We start from the raw sequence: 17,523 nt of genomic DNA on the forward strand, positions 1-17,523 counted from the left end.
ATTAAGCTTGTTTTGAATCAATAAAAATCAAGATACTTGCATTTCAAACGAAGTATGACTAGAAATGTTACTAGTTATGAATAGAATGTCTGCCCGTGTAGACAGAAATGACATGAAGTGGTGTAAATGAGCTATCACGTATTAGTCGTAGAAGATGATGTAGTGACTCGCAGTAAACTTGCGGGTTATTTTCAAAAAGAAGGTTACACAGTAAGTGAAGCGGAAAGTGGTGCCGAGATGCGTCATATTTTGCAAAATAGCTGCGTTGATTTGGTGATGTTAGACATTAATTTACCAGGTGAAGACGGCTTGATGCTGACCCGTGAACTACGCAGCCAATCGGACATTGGCATTATTTTGGTAACCGGACGCACGGATAGCATAGATAAAATTGTTGGTTTGGAGATGGGGGCAGACGACTACGTCACCAAACCATTTGAGTTACGTGAACTGCTGGTTCGAGTGAAAAACTTGTTGTGGCGGATTTCGCTTGCGCGCAGTGGTGGTTCAAAACATCAAGACGCGGAAAACGAAGACCATATTGTCCGTTTTGGCGACTGGACCTTCGATATTCATCGTCGAGCGTTGAGCCACAATGGTGAGCCAGTGAAGTTGACCAAGGCAGAATATGAGCTGCTGGTGGCGCTTTCGTCTTACCCAAATCAGGTATTAAGCCGTGAACGCATTCTCAACATGATTAGCCATCGTGTTGACGCGCCAAACGACAGAACGATTGATGTTTTGATTCGTCGCATGAGAGCAAAAATGGAGTTTGATCCTAAAAACCCACAAATTTTTGTGACCGTACACGGTGAAGGCTACATGTTTGCAGGCGACTAGGCGTGGCTTAGAAAGCCAAAATTAACAAACAAAAAAAGAGCTGATTAAGCTCTTTTTTTGTTTCTGCAGATCATGATTCATCATTTTGATGCGCGATTCTCTGCCATGATTTGTTCGTCAGTAAGGAGCAAATCTCGCATGCCTTGCCATAGCTGGCCGAGGGTTTCATACCAGTAGCGCTCTGTTTGCTCAAGGTAGATGGCTTTAGGGGCATATCTATCCCAAGCTTGAGAGATGTTCTTTTGCGCAAGGTAGTTTGTTGGCGCGGGTAACGGCGTTATGCCAGCGTCATGAAACTCTTTCATTGCACGTGCCATGTGACTGGCAGAAGTGACCAAAACCAGCTGTTTTTGACGCACAAATGCCGCTGCTTGTCGCGCTTCTTCCCAAGTATCTTTGGCATCTTCAAGAAGAATAATGTCTGATTTCGCGACACCCAGAGCCAAAGCCACGTTTGCCATCATGCGAGCATGGCTGGTTTCTGAGCCGCCCGCATAGCCAGACAGAATCAACTTTGAGCCCGGATACATCTTTAAAATACGAATTCCTTCCGTCAAACGCATCAACGAAGCACGGCTTAACTCAGACGTAGGGGGGATTTGATCATCCACCACATGGCCATTGCCCAATACCATGACGTAATCGACGGTTTGTACTTCGGGTAGAAATACAGAGTATTGCCTTTCTAATGGCATTAATAACTTGCTGGCAACGGGTTGGAAAGAAACCAAGAATATCCCCAAAAAGGAGAATAATATGATGAAACACCCCGTTTTTTGTCTGGTACTAAACATAATCAGCATCAGACCAGCTAAGCCTATTAAAAGTAGTGCTGGCAAAGGCATTAACAGTGCCGAGAGCACTTTTTTCAGCTCAAACATACAGAAATAGTCCGAAAAAACATCACTTGATAATAAAAATAAGAGAATGCCTCTTTATATCTGCTTTCCTTATGACAGAATAGCAGCACGATTAGATATGATAACTCAAGCTGCTGTGAACCAAGACCGTAATTTCGACGATATTGCCCACAAATTTGCAAAAAATATTTACGGGTCAGACAAAGGCGAGATTCGCCAAGTGATTGTTTGGGAAGATCTTCAACAATTGTTAGCCACCTTTGACGAGGCCAAACAGTCGCTAACCGTATTAGATGCGGGGGGCGGGTTGGCACAAATGTCACAAAAGCTTGCCAAACTCGGACATCACATTGCCTTATGTGATCTATCTTCTGAAATGCTGCAATTAGCAGAGCAGGATATTGCAAAAAATGGCTTGCTTGAGCAGTATCGGCTGATCCATTCTCCGGTGCAGAAGATTGGTGAGCACCTAGCAGAGCCAGTTGATGTGGTGATGTTTCATGCCGTGATGGAATGGTTGGCGGATCCAAAATCCGCTTTGGAAACGGTATTGGAACAAGTCGCACCGGGTGGCGCCGCGTCGATTATGTTCTACAACCACCATGGCTTGGTTTATAAGAATGTGGTTTGTGGCAATATCCCACATATTCTTGAGGGTATGCCTCATCGCAAACGCTTTAAGCTGCAACCGCAAAAAGGCCTAGAACCTCAATCTGTTTATCAGTGGATTGAAGACGCAGGCTTTGACATTTATGGAAAATCCGGTATTCGCTGTTTCAGTGACTATATAGGGAACAGACAGAATATGGGTGATTACCAGTACGAGGATGTGCTCGAGTTGGAACGACGTCTGTGTCGCCAAGAGCCTTACCTCTCGCTGGGCCGATACATTCATGTGTGGGCTAAGAAGAAAGATAAACAGGAATAACAATGAGTGAGACAACTCTCAATGCTGCAGAGCAACCAATCGATGAATTGGTTAGTTGGGTTAAGCAGCACGATTTCTCATTGAACCTGACCACCGAGCGATTGGCGTTTCTCATCGCCATCGCTGTATTAAGTAACGAAAGGTTTGATGAAGAGTTGGGTGAAGGTGAGCTGCATGATGCGTTTACTATCGTCACTCGACTGTTTGAAGAAACGGGTGAAGCCTCAGCGTTTCGCGCCAACAACGCCATCAATGAGTTGGTTAAGCAGCGCCTGATCAGCCGCTTTACCAGCGAAATGACGGAAGGTGCCAGCATCTACCGTCTTTCGCCGCTGGCGATCGGCATTACCGACTACTATGTCCGTCATCGAGAATTCTCCAAGCTTAGATTATCGATTCAGCTCTCCATGGTGGCTGGCGAAATGGCGAAAGCCATTGAAGCTGCCAAGCAAGGCGGGACGGCAGGGCATTGGAAGAAAAATGTCTATGCGGTGCTGAAATATTCAGTGGGTGAGATTTTTGATCAAATCGATCTCAACCAACGCGTGATGGATGAGCAACAACAATCGGTTAAGCAGCAAATTGCCGATCTGCTGAACAAAGATTGGCGTGAAGCGATCAACAACTGTGAGTCATTGCTTTCAGAAACCTCGAACACGCTCAAAGAGCTGCAAGATACGCTGCAAGCAGCCGGGGATGAGCTGCAAACTCAGATCTTGGATATTCAAGAGTTGGTCTATGGGGATGAAGAGCTCGAATTTATCGAAGAAACGCTGTTTGGGTTGCAGATGAAGCTCGATCGCATCACCAGTTGGGGTCAACAAGCCATCGATCTGTGGATCGGTTACGACCGCCATGTTCACAAATTTATCCGTACCGCGATTGATATGGATAAAAACCGAATCTTCAGTACTCGTCTACGCCAATCGGTCAAAGATTACTTCGACATGCCATGGTATCTCACTTACGCAGATGCGGAGCGTTTGAGCGATTTGCGTGATGAAGCTTTAGTGCTTCGTGACGACGAAGTGACCGGGCAAGTGCCACTTGAAGTGGAGTATGAAGAGTTTCAACAAGTCAATGATGAGCTTGCCGAGCGTATCGGTGAGATGTTGCGTCTCCATAAAGACAACGGCAAGCCGATCGATCTCGGCATTGTGCTGAAAGATTATCTCGCGCAGCACCCTCGCACTCATCATTTCGATTTAGCTCGTATCGTTATCGACCAAGCGGTGCGCATGGGTTATTCCGAATCGGATTACCAAGCGATTCAGCCAGATTGGCAGGCAATTAACGACTACGGCGCAAAGGTACAAGCAAATGTCATCGACCGATATTAATGAATACATGCCAGAAAATCTGGCCAAAGCGATTTGCAACCCGCTGTTTCCAGCATTGGATAGCATGCTGCGCGCAGGGCGTCACATCTCGAGTGAAGATTTAGATAACCATGCACTGCTGTCGGATTACGAAGTAGAGCTGTCGGCTTTTTACCAACGTTACAACACGGAGTTGGTGAAAGCGCCAGAAGGTTTCTTTTACCTTCGTCCGCGTTCAACCTCATTGATTGCCCGTAGTGTGCTCTCTGAGCTGGACATGTTGGTGGGTAAGGTGCTCTGTTTCCTTTACTTGAGCCCAGAGCGTTTGGCACATGAAGGTATCTTTACCAATCAAGAGTTATATGAAGAGCTGATCGCACTGACCGATGAAAAGAAACTGATGAAGTTGGTGACCAACCGTGCATCGGGGTCGGATCTCGATCGTGAAAAGTTGTTCGAAAAAGTACGAACCTCATTAAGACGTTTACGCCGTTTAGGCATGATCATCAATGTGGGAGACAGCGGCAAATTCAGCATCAGTGAAGCGGTGTTCCGTTTTGGTGCGGATGTGCGCGCTGGAGATGATATTCGCGAAGCACAATTGCGTTTGATCCGCGATGGTGAAGCGGTGGTTCACATTCAAGAGCCGACTCAGGCAAGCCTACTGGCTGACGAAGAAGAACAGAATTATAACGAGCAAGCTGAATTAGAAGGTGAAGCATGATTGAAAGAGGTAAATATCAATCGCTGACCATGGTCAACTGGAACGGCTTTTTCGCTCGTACCTTTGATATTGATGGATTGGTCACCACCCTGTCAGGTGGCAATGGTGCAGGTAAATCAACCACGATGGCGGCGTTCATTACCGCGTTGATTCCAGACCAAAGTTTGCTGCATTTCCGTAACACAACCGAAGCGGGCAGCAGCCAAGCCTCTCGCGATAAAGGTTTGTACGGTAAGTTACAACCGGGTGCCTGTTACGCGGCATTGGATGTCGTGAACTCACGCAATCAACGCCTACTGTTTGCGGTGAAGCTACAGCAAGTGGCGGGCCGTGACAAAAAAGTGGACATCAAGCCGTTTGTGATTCAAGGCTTGCCAAGTCATGTGAAGCCAACGGATGTGCTGATTGAATCGGTCTCGGCCACTCAGGCGCGCGTTCGTCAAATCAACGAAGTGAAAGAGAGCGTTGCTCAGTACGAGGGCGTTCAGTTTAAGAGCTTCGCTTCGATTGTTGATTACCATGCACAGATGTTTGAGTTTGGCGTTATTCCGAAAAAATTACGCAACTCAAGCGACCGTTCGAAGTTCTACCGTCTGATTGAGGCTTCATTGTATGGCGGGATCTCGAGTGCGATTACTCGCTCGCTGCGTGATTACCTGTTGCCACAAAATGGTGGGGTGAAGAAAGCGTTCCAAGATATGGAATCGGCGCTGCGTGAAAACCGTATGACGCTAGAAGCGATCAAAACGACGCAAGCCGACCGCGATCTTTTCAAGCATTTGATCACGGAATCCACCAACTATGTGGCGGCAGACTATATGCGTCACGCCAATGAACGTCACAAGAAATTAGAGCAAAGTTTGTCACTACGCTCTGAACTCTTTAGCTCGCGCGCGACACTGATCGAGCAAAACCGCTTACTGAACCAAGTTCAGCAAGAATTGGAAATGCTGGTTGAATCAGAATCGGCATTGGAGCAAGACTATCAAGGTGCTTCTGACCACTTGCAGTTGGTGCAAAATGCTTTGCGTCAGCAAGAGAAAATCGAGCGTTACCAAGAAGATCTTGAAGAGCTGAATGAGCGTCTTGAAGAGCAATCCATGGTCGTGGAAGAAGCGCAAGAGCGCGTCTTAATGGCCGAAGAACAGTCTACTGTTGCAGAAAACGAAGTAGATAGCCTGAAAACGCAGTTGGCCGATTACCAACAAGCGTTGGATGTGCAGCAAACTCGCGCGCTGCAATATCAACAGGCAGTTCAAGCGCTAGAAAAAGCGAAAGTGCTTTTGTCTGACAGCACGTTAACCGCTGAATCAGCGCAAGCTTTGGTGGCGCAGTTAACCCAAAGTGAAGCGGAACAGACTCAATCCTTGTTGGCGCTTAAGCACAAACTGGATATGTCCTCCGCGGCTGCGCAGCAGTTTGAAAATGCGCTGAAATTGGTACACAGCATTGCCGGTCAAGTGGAACGTGCCGAAGCCTCTCGCCATGCCAAAGCGGCCATTCAACAAGCGCGCTCCGCTCTGCAAGTGGTGCAAAACGAAAATCAATGGCGTGCGCAGCATCGTGATTTAGAACGTAGCTTGAATCAGCAAAACCAAGCGCAAGCTTTGGTCGTGGAATACCAAAAAGCACACCAAGTCACGCTTGATGATGAAGTGATGTTCGAGCAAGAGCGTGAACGTCATCATGCTCAACTGGATTCTCTTGAGGTTGCGTTGGAAGAGAATCGCGAGTTGCGTAGCGAGCAGCGTCGTCAGGAGCAAGATTTACAAAGTGACATCACACAGCTTCAGGCGATCGCACCAAAATGGATTGCGGCCAATGATGCACTGGAAAAACTGCGTGAGCAAAGTGGCGCAGAGCTGGCGGATAGCCAATCAGTGATGTCGCAAATGCAGCAAGTTCTTGAGCAAGAGAAACAGCTTTCTCAAGCCAAAGACAAGCTGGCAGAGCGTCGCAGCCAACTGGAAAGTGAAATTGAACGTCTGGCCTCTCCTGGTGGTTCTAATGACCCACGTTTGAAAGGCTTAGCGGATACGCTAGGCGGTGTCTTACTTTCTGAGATCTATGACGACATCACCATTGACGATGCGCCTTACTTCAGTGCGATGTACGGCCCTGCACGTCACGCGATTGTGGTGTCCGATTTGTCGGGCATCGAAGAAAAGCTGGTGGAACTCGACGACTGTCCTGAGGATCTTTACATCATTGAAGGCGATGTGGATGCCTTTGATGACAGCTCAATCAAAGCGGAAGAGCTAGAGGGCGCAGTGTGCGTGCGTTTGAACGATCGTCAAATGCGTTACTCTCGCTTCCCTGTGATCCCGCTGTTTGGTCGCGCAGCACGTGAACAACGTTTAGAGCTGCTGCGTAGCGAGCGCGAAGAAGTCGTTGAAAAGCACGCGAAAGCGGCATTTGACGCGCAGAAAATGCAGCGTCTATTCCAAGCGTTTAACCAGTTTGTCGCGGAGCACATCCAAGTGGCCTTTGCCGCGGATCCTGAGCAAGCCTTGGTGATTGCGCGCGATAAGCGTAACCAATTGACGCGCACTCTGGCTGAGTTGGAAGCGAAAGAGCAGCAGATGCGCAGCCAAATCCAAAACAGTAAGCAAGCGCTTACCATGTTGGATAAATTGGCACCGATGATGGCGGTGATCAGCGATGACACCATCGCAGAGCGTTTCGCGGAACTGGAAGAGAAAATCGCTCAGTTGGCTGATGCGAAGCAATTCTTGAACGCACACGCCAAAGCGGTTGAGCAGTTAGAAAGCCAATTAGCGGTACTTGAGGCGGATCCTGAGCAATTCGATGCACTGGAAGCGCAATATCAAAGCGCAGATAGCCAATTGCAAACGTTGAAGAAGCAAATCTTCGCCTTGTCGGATTTGGTTGAACGCCGCCACTATTTTGCTTATGCCGATTCGGTTGATCTGCTTAGCAAGAGCAGCGAGCTGAGTGAACAGCTCAAAGCGAAATTGGTGGAAGCAGAACGTGCACGTAGCCGTTACCGTGATGAGCTCAAGCAGCAGCAAGAGCAGATGAACCAATACAACCAAGTGTTGGCCTCTCTAAAGAGTTCATATCAAGCGAAACTGGAAACGGTTCAAGAATTTAAGCAAGAGCTGGCAGAGTTTGGTGTCAGTGCCGATGAAGGGGCGTTGGAGCGCGCGATTCGCCGTCGTGACGAACTTCACGAGCGTTTGCACACCTCACGCAGCCGTAAGAGCGAGTACGAACGTACCCTCACTTCAACAGAGCTGGGCATGAAAGAACTCGCCAAGCGCTTGAAGAAGGTGCAAAAAGAGTACGTAGAACTGCGTACGTTTGTTGTTGCTGCGAAAGCAGGCTGGTGCTCAGTACTGCGTTTAGCACGTGAAAACGACGTAGAGCGCCGTCTACATAAACGTGAGCTGGCTTACTTGTCGGCGGGCGAACTGCGTTCCATGTCGGATAAATCGTTGGGTGCACTGCGTCTTGCGGTTGCCAATAATGATGATCTGCGTGATGCACTGCGACTCTCTGAAGATAATGCGCGTCCTGAACGTAAAGTATTGTTCTACATTGCGGTTTACCAGCACTTACGAGAGCGAATTCGCCAAGACATCATCCATACCGATGATCCGGTCGAAGCGATTGAAGAGATGGAAGTGGAACTGGCTCGTTTGACCGAAGAGTTGACCATGCGTGAAAACCGTTTGGCCATCAGTTCTGAGTCGGTGGCGAGCATCATTAAGAAAACCATCCAACGTGAACAGAACCGTATTCGTATGTTGAACCAAGGCTTGTCCAACATCTCGTTTGGTCAGGTGAAGGGTGTTCGACTCAATGTGAAAGTGCGCGAAAGCCATGAAGTATTATTGAATGGTCTCGCCACGCAGCAAGAACAACACAAAGATCTGTTTGAAACGGCACGTTATACCTTCTCTGAAGCGATGGCAAAATTGTTCCAGCGCGTTAACCCGCACATTGATATGGGGCAACGTTCACCACAAGTCTTGGGTGAAGAACTGCTGGATTACCGCAACTACCTTGAGCTGAGCATTGAAGTAAACCGTGGTTCTGATGGTTGGCTACAAGCGGAATCGGGTGCACTGTCTACTGGTGAAGCGATTGGTACTGGCCAATCTATTCTCTTGATGGTGGTGCAAAGCTGGGAAGAAGAGTCACGTCGTCTGCGCAGTAAAGACATTGTACCGTGTCGTTTGCTGTTCCTTGATGAGGCGGCGCGTCTGGATGCGAAATCGATTTCAACACTGTTTGAGCTCTGTGATCGCCTCGATATGCAACTTCTTATCGCGGCGCCAGAGAACATCAGCCCAGAGAAAGGCACCACTTATAAACTGGTGCGTAAAGTGTTTAAAGATCACGAACACGTGCATGTCGTCGGTTTGCGTGGCTTTGGCCAAGAGCAGAAACCGAAGAGTGAAGCGCAACAGATGATCGAAGAGTTTGAAGCGTAAACTCAATAGCGATAAAACCAAACGCCCGCGATGATCATCGCGGGCGTTTTTTTAAGTGAGTTTTTCGAACGTGATTAGCAAGAGTAGTTAGCTTGCGCTGCTATCAAAATCTTGTTTTGCGCCAAATTGACGCATTGAATACGCCACACGCTCTTCTGCTGAAGGATAGACCAGTGGTGCGCCCAAGTTCTCAATATGGTGTAAGCGTGGTAAAAGCCCCGCACCGTTGGCAATTTGAATCGTCAGACCAGGGCGTGCGTTGAGTTCCAACACCATTGGTCCTTCTTCTTTATCCAACACCATATCGGTGCCGAGATAACCCAGCCCGGTCATTTCCCACGCGCTGGCTGCCAAGGTCAACAAACGTTGCCAATGAGGCACTTGCAAGGTAGCAAGATCTTTTCCTGTATCTGGATGGTGAGTAACAGGTTGGTTGAACTGTACCGCGCGAATCGCTTTCCCCGTCGCAATATCAATACCAACCCCAACCGCACCTTGGTGCAAGTTGGCTTTTCCATCCGACGCGGCTGTTGAGCAGCGCATCATTGCCATCACAGGGTAGCCTTTGAACACGATGATCCGCACATCGGGCACCCCTTCGAAACTGAATCCATCAAAGCAATCATCAAACTTAATTAAGTTCTCGACTACGGCCACATCGTTCTTGCCACCAAGAGAGAACAAGCCTGCTAGCGCGTTTGAGATATGGCGTTCAATCTCTTCTTTGTTGATGGTGGAACCCGAAGGTTTGGTGTAAACGCCCTCTTTGTGCGAGGTCACAACAAGAATGCCTTTACCGCCACTGCCACGAGCGGGTTTAATCACAAATCCGGGCCAATCTTTGACCATTTCGTGAATGCGTCTTACATCTGCTTGATTGCTGATCACGCCAATCAACTGTGGCACTGTACAGCCCGCTCGTTGCGCGATGATCTTGGTTTTGAGCTTATCATCCACCAAAGGGTATTTGGAACGGTCATTATAGCGACCAATATAAGCGTGATTACGCTTATTCATTCCCATGATCCCTTTGCGTCGCAGCTTCATCGGCGATGTGTACTTAGACAAAAAGGAGAACATAGATTAATCCTCCACCAATGGCTTAAAGCGGCGCAACTCGGTAATGCGGTATCCAGTGTAAGTACCTAATAGCAAGATTGCCGCCAGTACCACAAGCTGCAGACCAATGAAGTTAAAGGTCAGATGCTGGATGTATGGGTTAGTCATGCCAAGGTAAACCAATACTGCGGTAAACAGTGAACCACCGCCTTGCAGTACCACCTCTTTTGCGCCTTCCTCTTCCCACAGAATCGACATACGTTCGATGGTCCATGACAAAATGATCATCGGGAAGAAGGTAATCGAAAGGCCTTCGGTTAGACCAATCTTGAATGCCACGACGGTGAACACGGAAATAATAAGAATAACGGTAATAATGACCGCAGATATCCGCGCAACCAACAGCAAGTTCAGCTTGGAGAGGTAGCTACGAATGATCAAACCCGTACCCACAATCAATAAGAAACCGACGATACCTGTCACCAGTTGCGTCTGTACAAACGCCACGGCAATCAGTACGGGCATAAAGGTGCCGGATGTTTTCAAACCAATGATGACACGCAAGAACACCACAATGAGTGCGCCAATCGGCACTAACATGATGGTCTTAAACATCGCTTGCTCTTCGAGAGGTAAGCTGTGAATCGAGAGATTGAGTAGTCCATCGGCTTCCACTTTATTATCGGTGGCGGCTTGTGGCGTAATGTCTTGTGCAATCATTGAGAAATGCACCTGGCTGTTTTGTCCGCCGACTAAATCCAGCAGTGAAACGTTTGAGTCATCCCACACCAGTAAGTTACCTTGGTCGGCATGTTGCTCTGAATTTGGCGAGAACAGCACCCAGTTACTGCCATCCCACACTTGGATCATGGATTCAATCGTTTGGCGACGACGACCATCTTCCAGTGAAATGACCCCAACGATTTTGCTTTGAACCTCAGCCGTTGAAAGCAACTTGTAGAGGGTAGTGGCGCGATCGGTGTTGTTAAGCAACAACGCCGCGTTTTGGCTATCGGGGTCGTTTAGCGTTTTAATGAGTTCACGGGTAAACGTAATGTTGTCTGAGGAACGTCTCATCGCGCGATCAATGAGCGCTTGTGCCGCAGTTTGCTCCGGATTCGAGTAAGTTGGCTTGCTGATAGGCTCTGTAGGCGGTTGAACGGTCACTTTTGCTTGTGGGTCGACTAAAAACTGCGTTTTGTAGTAAATGGTTTGCGGGCCACTTGCTTGTCGGATAGACCACTCAGCGCGACGACCCGATGCGGTATTAACGTAAGAGACGCCATAGCCTGGAGAGGATGCTGTCTCATTGATCAAGGTGAAGCCATTTTGAGTATGAGGTGCTGCAAGTGAGGCTTTTACCTCTTGACCGCTGGCGTTAAATTCAATGCGCGCTTCAATATCCCAGATCTGACGGCTTTCGCCGGGCGTCCATGGCACGCCATAGGTTTGATGGCGAAACACACTGAGTGTTATCCCTGCGACAATCAGCAGGATGATAGAAAGATAAAAGGGAACTCGGGAAGTCATAGCCTACCTTACTTATTCTTTTGTCCGGTTTGAATGTAACTGCGACTGACGTCAACAAGAGCAATATCGCGAATAAATTCACGTCCTAGAAGAACGGGATGGCTCATTTGTGAGCGATCTGCCAATGTAAATTGTGCTTTCTCTTTGATTGCGCCCACTTTGACCCACAGTTCGACGACGGCGCGGCGTTCGGTATCATCGTTTGTTGATTGACGAATTTTCACATAACGAATAACGGGGGCTTCAATCCAGTTTTGGTCAGTACCAGGTTGTTCGGGATCAGAGAGGTGGAAGCGAACCCAATCTTTACCATTGCGCTCGAACATTTCGATATCAACGGCATTCAGTGATGAGGTGGTAGCACCAGTGTCGACACGGGCATCAAATGACTGATTAATAGAGTCGATAGTCACTTTCTCTATCGCACCAAGAATGATTTGATTTTTGGCGGGGGCAGGCGGTGCTGCCAATACTTTTGGCTCAGGTTTTTTTCTGTCGTTGTTCTCAAGCGCTTGCTGTTGAGTGGTTTGCAACTGTTCGACTTTGCTCTGCAGCTCGGTAATCTGTGTCTCTAGGCTCTCGATATAGTCGACTTGGTTAGAAGATTGCAGAGTGAGATTCTCTATCTTATTCGTAATGCGAGCCTCAGAGTCTTGGAGGGCGGTCAGGGTTTTCTGATGATATTGCTCACCATTGGTTAAAGTACAGCCAGATAACAAAACGAGAGCGAGTACTGGCGTCAATCTTATAAACATTGAATGCCTTAAAAAGTGAATTAGGGGAATAAGTTATTGTAAAGAGGAGTGTAGCGTATAAAAAAGGATGCGTGAAGCATCCTCTTGTTAGGGTTTAGTGATACTCAAATTATTGAGTCAAAACTGTGTCAATTATGGCTTTTTCGCTACCAAAATAGCACGGCGAGGCGCGGGGTAGCCTTCCACGGTTTTGCTTGGGTCATTCTGGTCGAGATAATCCGGCAGTGAATTGTGAGTCATCCAATTGGTGGTGCGTTGCTCGTCGACGGAAGTGACGTTTTCGTCCACGATGCGCACGTCTTCAAAGCCAACCAATTCTAACCACACTTTTAAAGCGCGAGCTGAAGGGAAGAAATACACATTGCGCATTTGAGCGTAGCGTTCCTTGGGAACCAAAACGGCGGTTTCATCCCCTTCTATCACCAAGGTTTCCAGAATTAATTCACCGCCAGAGACAAGCTGATCTTTCAGTTGAATCAAGTGATCAAGCGGAGAGCGACGGTGATACAACACCCCCATGCTGAAAACGGTATCAAACGCCTCAAGTTTTGGTAGCTGTTCAATGCCCAATGGCAGTAGGTGTGCACGCTGATCGCCACCCATTAATTTACGGATCGCTTCAAACTGGATTAAAAACAGGTGTGATGGGTCAATACCCACGCACAGACGTGCACCTTCACCCAACATGCGCCACATGTGATAACCGTTACCACAACCGACATCCAGCACGCTGCGATTTTTTAATGGTGATATATGAGGCAGAACACGGTCCCATTTCCAGTCACTGCGCCATTCGGTGTCAATATGAATGCCGTGAACGGTATAAGGGCCTTTACGCCAAGGATGGAAAGTGCGCAGCAAGCTTTCGAGCTTCTTCAACTCTCCCTGATGGAACGGCGTGTCGTTGCTAATGGTGACAGAGTGCTTAATGTCTATCTGATCGGGTGCGCCTTCTGGGATCTTATTGAGTGCTTTTAACCAGCGAGGGAAGTCACCATGCTCAGCATTTTGCCAATCTGTTAGCTGTTGAGGTAGAACGTTTAGCCATGGCTGAAGACGAGTGTCTTGAGCGATTAACTGGTAAAAATTAGCAAAATTAAACATCGTTTTTCACTGAGTAATAAATTAAAAATTGACATTAAATGCGAAACGTTAAGACTTTCTCGCTTCTCGCTTCTCGCTTCTCGCTTCTCGCTTCTCGCTTCTCGCTTCTCGCTTCTCGCTTCTCGCTTCTCGCTACTTAATCGCAAACATCGAACCAAAGTTAAAGCATTGGAACCAAACATCGTAGCTGCTGAATCCAATTTGTGCGAAGCGCTCTTTGTGTTGTTTCTTCGAATCTGGACGCATCACGTTTTCAATGGCACTGCGTTTTTGGCTGATTTCTAGCTCACTGTAACCATTTGCTCGTTTGAAGTCATGGTGAAGGTCAATCAACAGTTCATTAGAAACTTGATCTTCAAAAACGTACTTTTCGGAAAGGATCAAAATGCCGCCAGGACGTAAACCTGCGTAGATTTTTTCCAGCAACGCGTAACGATCTTCCGGTGATAAGAACTGCAAAGTAAAGTTCAGAACCACCACGGAAGCATTTTCGATATCTATGTTGCGAATATCGGCTTCAATCACGTTCACGGGGGTATCACTGCGATAAGCATTGACGTGAAGCTTGCAGCGCTCAACCATCGCTTTAGAATTATCGACCGCAATGATCTGACAGCCTTCTTGTTTGATGTGGCGACGCATCGAGAGTGTGGCTGCGCCCAGTGAGCAACCCAAGTCATACACATTACTGTGTGGTTTGACAAAACGTTCGGCCAACATACCAATAGCAGAAATGATGTTGCTGTAACCCGGAACCGAACGTTGAATCATGTCTGGAAAGACTTCCGCCACGCGTTCATCGAAGGTGAAATCCCCAATTTTATCGATTGGAGCCGAAAAAATAGTGTCTGGATTGCTTTTTGGGTTCATAACCATTCTCTGCTAACAAACTGCCTGTCTTCACATAGGCGGTAAAAAGGCGCGTATTTTAGGGGAATTTCCTCTAGCTGTCATGCATTGCAAGACGCTGCTTAGAACATCTGTATTTGGCTATTGCCACTATTGGCAGGAAAATCAGACAGATTGGGCAGTTTCACTTGTTGCTGTAATTGTTGGTAAAGTCGTTTGGCTAATTGGGGGCCTTCTACGTTATCCGGTGTGTGGATCATCAAGTAAGGCTGCTTACCCTCGGCAATCCAAAGTGGTAATTTGCTCAGCCAAGGGGCAAAGAAGGGGAGGTTGCTCTCTAAATCGGGATGACCAATAAAGCGAATCATTGGATGCTCTGCCGTCGCGATGGCGTGAACGGGCACCTTTGGTTTTTTCTGGTGGGCATCGATAACGGCCTCCGTTGTTGCTGGGGCAGCGAAAACCGGACGGCTATCCATGATGATGCGATCAATCTTTGTTTCCATTAACCATTGGTTAAAGCGTTTCTCATCCTCTCCTTTCGCAAAAAAAGCCAAATGACGTACTTCGATTCCCAGCGGAAACCCTTCGGGAAAGTAAGAGCAGAAACGTTGTAGCAGCGGTAAATGCTCTGGTGAAAAAGCCGCGGGAAGTTGGATTGTCCATTGGCCAATACGCGGGTGCAGCGGTTCCATGACACTCAAAAACTCGCGCAACAGACCCTGAGAGCCTTTAAGCATCTGCTGGTGGGTAATCAGCTTTGGCAACTTAAAGGTGAAACGAAAATCGTCATGCGTGGCCGCGCGCCAGTTAAGTACGGTTGGTGTATTTGGCGTCGCGTAGAAGGTCGTATTGCCTTCGACAGTGTGAAAGACCTGTGCGTACTTTTCCAGTCGCTCTGCGGGTTTGGTCCCCGAGCCATAAAAGTCTTGTTGCCACTGATTGTGCGACCACATAGTCAGACCCAATCGAAGAGGAAGCGTGTTCATGGTTTCTCGCTGCATTTATTCCTAGCCTCACTGTACGAGAGTTTTGCTGAAATCGGTAGTTTCGCGTTATAATCCCGACCAATTTTTCACATTTGATGTGCTTTTGAGCAGTTGCTGTATCAAAAAGCATCAATGCATGATAAAACGCAATAAATTGTATTCTGACTAGTCGATTTTCACCGACATTCAGCGTATAAATGGACCTTTGCTCTGTTGAGAAAATGACCGACAGAGAGTAGTTAACAATTTTAGAGAGATTGGGAATTTCATTATGCGTACCCATTACTGTGGTCACCTGAACAAGTCCCTTGCAGGACAAACTGTAGAACTTTGCGGCTGGGTTAACCGTCGTCGTGATTTAGGCGGTCTTATTTTTATTGATATGCGAGATCGTGAAGGTATCGTTCAGGTAGTTGTTGATCCAGATATGGCTGATGCGTATGCAGTGGCAAGCCAACTGCGTAATGAATTCTGTATCAAGCTAACGGGTGAAGTTCGCACTCGTCCTGAAAGCCAAGTGAATAAAGAGATGGCAACGGGTGAAGTTGAGATCCTTGCGAAAGGTCTTGAAATCATCAACCGTTCTGACGTGCTGCCTCTCGACTTCAACCAGAAGAACTCGGAAGAGCAACGTCTGAAGTACCGCTACCTAGACCTACGTCGCCCAGAAATGAGCGACCGCATCAAGCTACGCGCAAAAGCGTCTAGCTTTGTTCGTCGTTTCCTAGATGACAACGGTTTCCTAGACATTGAAACACCAGTACTTACCAAAGCGACCCCAGAAGGTGCGCGTGACTACCTAGTACCAAGCCGTGTTCACAAAGGCAGCTTCTACGCACTTCCTCAATCTCCACAGTTGTTCAAACAGCTGCTTATGATGTCTGGCTTTGATCGTTACTACCAAATCGTTAAGTGTTTCCGTGACGAAGACTTACGTGCTGACCGTCAGCCAGAATTCACCCAGATCGATATTGAAACGTCATTCATGACGTCTGATCAAGTACGTGCAGTGACGGAAAAAATGGTTCGCGAAATGTGGCAAGAGCTACTGAACGTTGACCTAGGTGAGTTCCCAGTTATGCCGTTTAGCGAAGCGATTCGTCGTTTCGGCTCTGACAAACCAGATCTTCGTAATCCACTAGAGCTAGTAGACGTTGCTGACCTAGTAAAAGACGTGGATTTCAAAGTGTTCTCTGGCCCTGCTAACGATGAGAAAGGCCGTGTAGCAGTCATCCGTGTTCCTGGTGGTGCTGAGCTTACTCGTAAGCAAATCGATGAGTACACTGGCTTTGTGAGCATCTACGGTGCGAAAGGTCTAGCATGGATGAAGGTTAACGACCGTGCAGCTGGCATGGAAGGTATCCAATCTCCAGTAGCGAAATTCCTAAGCGAAGACGTGATCAACGGTATTCTAGAGCGCACTCAAGCAGAATCGGGTGACATCATCCTATTTGGTGCAGACAAAGCAAACATCGTTGCTGAAGCGCTAGGTGCACTTCGTCTAAAACTTGGCAAAGACCTGGGTCTAACCAAAGAAGGCTCTTGGGCTCCACTATGGGTTGTTGACTTCCCAATGTTTGAAGAAGACGACGAAGGCAACCTACACGCGATGCACCACCCATTCACATCGCCTCTAGGTCTTACTGCTGAAGAGCTCAAAGCAAACCCAGCTCCAGCAATTTCAAATGCGTACGACATGGTTCTCAACGGCTACGAAGTGGGCGGTGGTTCTGTACGTATTCACAACGCAGAAATGCAGGCTGCGGTGTTCGATATTCTTGGTATCGACGCTGACGAGCAAAAACTGAAATTTGGCTTCCTACTGGATGCTCTGAAATTCGGTACGCCTCCACACGCAGGTCTTGCATTCGGTCTAGACCGTCTAGTAATGCTACTGTGTGGTACTGAGAACATTCGTGATGTTATCGCGTTCCCGAAAACAACGGCAGCCGCGTGTCTGATGACAGATGCGCCAAGTGTGGCTAACCCAGCAGCACTTGAAGAGCTTGCGATTGCCGTGACGGTTGCAAAAGAAAAAAGCGCAGAATAAGCAATAAGCGTTAAAAAACTCCCGCAAACGCGGGAGTTTTTGTTTAAGGAACAGAT

13 protein-coding genes are annotated in these 17,523 nt (G+C 47.8%); 6 read left to right on the forward strand and 7 right to left on the reverse strand.

Annotated features, from left to right (window positions below):
* Positions 1 to 126: 126 nt before the first annotated feature.
* Positions 127 to 840: a two-component system response regulator TorR gene (gene torR, locus AOT11_RS12130; RefSeq protein WP_011080019.1), complete on the forward strand. Its 714-nt coding sequence runs from the start codon at positions 127 to 129 to the stop codon at positions 838 to 840.
* 80 nt (positions 841 to 920) lie between these two features.
* Here the strand turns inward: torR and elyC are convergent, their stop codons facing one another.
* Complete coding sequence (gene elyC / locus AOT11_RS12135; protein WP_011080020.1) at positions 921 to 1,721, reverse strand: envelope biogenesis factor ElyC; 801 nt, start codon at positions 1,719 to 1,721, stop codon at positions 921 to 923.
* 97 nt (positions 1,722 to 1,818) lie between these two features.
* Between elyC and cmoM the strand changes: the two genes are divergently transcribed.
* Genes cmoM through mukB form a run of 4 tightly spaced genes read left to right on the forward strand, consistent with a single transcriptional unit; the run spans position 1,819 to position 9,131 of the window.
* Entirely contained in the window at positions 1,819 to 2,628 is an 810-nt protein-coding gene (gene cmoM, locus AOT11_RS12140; protein WP_172840600.1) for a tRNA uridine 5-oxyacetic acid(34) methyltransferase CmoM, read from the forward strand.
* A 2-nt stretch (positions 2,629 to 2,630) separates the two neighbouring features.
* On the forward strand, positions 2,631 to 3,968 hold the full coding sequence (gene mukF, locus AOT11_RS12145) for a chromosome partition protein MukF (RefSeq protein ID WP_011150799.1): 1,338 nt from the start codon (positions 2,631 to 2,633) through the stop codon (positions 3,966 to 3,968).
* Complete coding sequence (gene mukE, locus AOT11_RS12150) at positions 3,949 to 4,671, forward strand: chromosome partition protein MukE (protein ID WP_017421981.1); 723 nt, start codon at positions 3,949 to 3,951, stop codon at positions 4,669 to 4,671. The genes mukF and mukE overlap by 20 nt, the downstream gene beginning before the upstream one ends.
* Positions 4,668 to 9,131 (forward strand): chromosome partition protein MukB, encoded by a 4,464-nt coding sequence (mukB, locus tag AOT11_RS12155; protein WP_017421980.1) that lies wholly within the window; start codon positions 4,668 to 4,670, stop codon positions 9,129 to 9,131. Before mukE ends, mukB begins: the two co-directional genes overlap by 4 nt.
* A gap of 87 nt (positions 9,132 to 9,218) precedes the next feature.
* Here the strand turns inward: mukB and AOT11_RS12160 are convergent, their stop codons facing one another.
* The 6 genes from AOT11_RS12160 to AOT11_RS12190 all read right to left on the reverse strand — a co-directional run bounded on the left by AOT11_RS12160 (position 9,219) and on the right by AOT11_RS12190 (position 15,417).
* On the reverse strand, positions 9,219 to 10,211 hold the full coding sequence (locus tag AOT11_RS12160; RefSeq protein ID WP_017421979.1) for an alpha-L-glutamate ligase-like protein: 993 nt from the start codon (positions 10,209 to 10,211) through the stop codon (positions 9,219 to 9,221).
* 3 nt (positions 10,212 to 10,214) lie between these two features.
* Positions 10,215 to 11,720 carry an inactive transglutaminase family protein gene (locus tag AOT11_RS12165; RefSeq protein WP_017421978.1) on the reverse strand — a complete coding sequence of 502 codons (1,506 nt, stop codon included), beginning with the start codon at positions 11,718 to 11,720 and terminating at the stop codon, positions 10,215 to 10,217.
* Positions 11,721 to 11,728: 8 nt separating this feature from the next.
* Positions 11,729 to 12,475 (reverse strand): ATP-dependent zinc protease family protein, encoded by a 747-nt coding sequence (locus AOT11_RS12170; protein ID WP_017421977.1) that lies wholly within the window; start codon positions 12,473 to 12,475, stop codon positions 11,729 to 11,731.
* 132 nt (positions 12,476 to 12,607) lie between these two features.
* The gene (cmoB, locus tag AOT11_RS12175) at positions 12,608 to 13,579 is read right to left on the reverse strand and encodes a tRNA 5-methoxyuridine(34)/uridine 5-oxyacetic acid(34) synthase CmoB (protein WP_011080032.1); all 972 of its coding nucleotides are present in this window, start codon (positions 13,577 to 13,579) and stop codon (positions 12,608 to 12,610) included.
* A gap of 132 nt (positions 13,580 to 13,711) precedes the next feature.
* The gene (cmoA, locus tag AOT11_RS12185; protein WP_026050621.1) at positions 13,712 to 14,449 is read right to left on the reverse strand and encodes a carboxy-S-adenosyl-L-methionine synthase CmoA; all 738 of its coding nucleotides are present in this window, start codon (positions 14,447 to 14,449) and stop codon (positions 13,712 to 13,714) included.
* Between the two features lie 101 nt (positions 14,450 to 14,550).
* Positions 14,551 to 15,417 carry a DUF72 domain-containing protein gene (locus tag AOT11_RS12190; RefSeq protein ID WP_026050622.1) on the reverse strand — a complete coding sequence of 289 codons (867 nt, stop codon included), beginning with the start codon at positions 15,415 to 15,417 and terminating at the stop codon, positions 14,551 to 14,553.
* A 271-nt stretch (positions 15,418 to 15,688) separates the two neighbouring features.
* Here AOT11_RS12190 and aspS point away from each other — a divergent pair, with 271 nt between their 5' ends.
* Positions 15,689 to 17,467, forward strand: coding sequence for an aspartate--tRNA ligase (aspS, locus tag AOT11_RS12195; protein ID WP_017421974.1), 1,779 nt, complete (start codon positions 15,689 to 15,691; stop codon positions 17,465 to 17,467).
* Positions 17,468 to 17,523 lie beyond the last annotated feature (56 nt).

It is taken from the genome of Vibrio vulnificus NBRC 15645 = ATCC 27562 (assembly GCF_002224265.1).
GTDB classification, from domain to species: domain Bacteria; phylum Pseudomonadota; class Gammaproteobacteria; order Enterobacterales; family Vibrionaceae; genus Vibrio; species Vibrio vulnificus.

Excerpts from the sequence above, each read along its gene's own strand:
- mukE (WP_017421981.1), top strand. The coding sequence starts at position 3,949 with ATGTCATCGACCGATATTAATGAATACATGCCAGAAAATCTGGCCAAA.
- aspS (WP_017421974.1), top strand. The coding sequence starts at position 15,689 with ATGCGTACCCATTACTGTGGTCACCTGAACAAGTCCCTTGCAGGACAA.
- AOT11_RS12170 (WP_017421977.1), bottom strand. The coding sequence starts at position 12,475 with ATGTTTATAAGATTGACGCCAGTACTCGCTCTCGTTTTGTTATCTGGC.
- mukB (WP_017421980.1), top strand. The coding sequence starts at position 4,668 with ATGATTGAAAGAGGTAAATATCAATCGCTGACCATGGTCAACTGGAAC.
- elyC (WP_011080020.1), bottom strand. The coding sequence starts at position 1,721 with ATGTTTGAGCTGAAAAAAGTGCTCTCGGCACTGTTAATGCCTTTGCCA.
- cmoB (WP_011080032.1), bottom strand. The coding sequence starts at position 13,579 with ATGTTTAATTTTGCTAATTTTTACCAGTTAATCGCTCAAGACACTCGT.
- AOT11_RS12165 (WP_017421978.1), bottom strand. The coding sequence starts at position 11,720 with ATGACTTCCCGAGTTCCCTTTTATCTTTCTATCATCCTGCTGATTGTC.
- cmoM (WP_172840600.1), top strand. The coding sequence starts at position 1,819 with ATGATAACTCAAGCTGCTGTGAACCAAGACCGTAATTTCGACGATATT.
- AOT11_RS12160 (WP_017421979.1), bottom strand. The coding sequence starts at position 10,211 with ATGTTCTCCTTTTTGTCTAAGTACACATCGCCGATGAAGCTGCGACGC.
- AOT11_RS12190 (WP_026050622.1), bottom strand. The coding sequence starts at position 15,417 with ATGAACACGCTTCCTCTTCGATTGGGTCTGACTATGTGGTCGCACAAT.
- torR (WP_011080019.1), top strand. The coding sequence starts at position 127 with ATGAGCTATCACGTATTAGTCGTAGAAGATGATGTAGTGACTCGCAGT.
- mukF (WP_011150799.1), top strand. The coding sequence starts at position 2,631 with ATGAGTGAGACAACTCTCAATGCTGCAGAGCAACCAATCGATGAATTG.
- cmoA (WP_026050621.1), bottom strand. The coding sequence starts at position 14,449 with ATGAACCCAAAAAGCAATCCAGACACTATTTTTTCGGCTCCAATCGAT.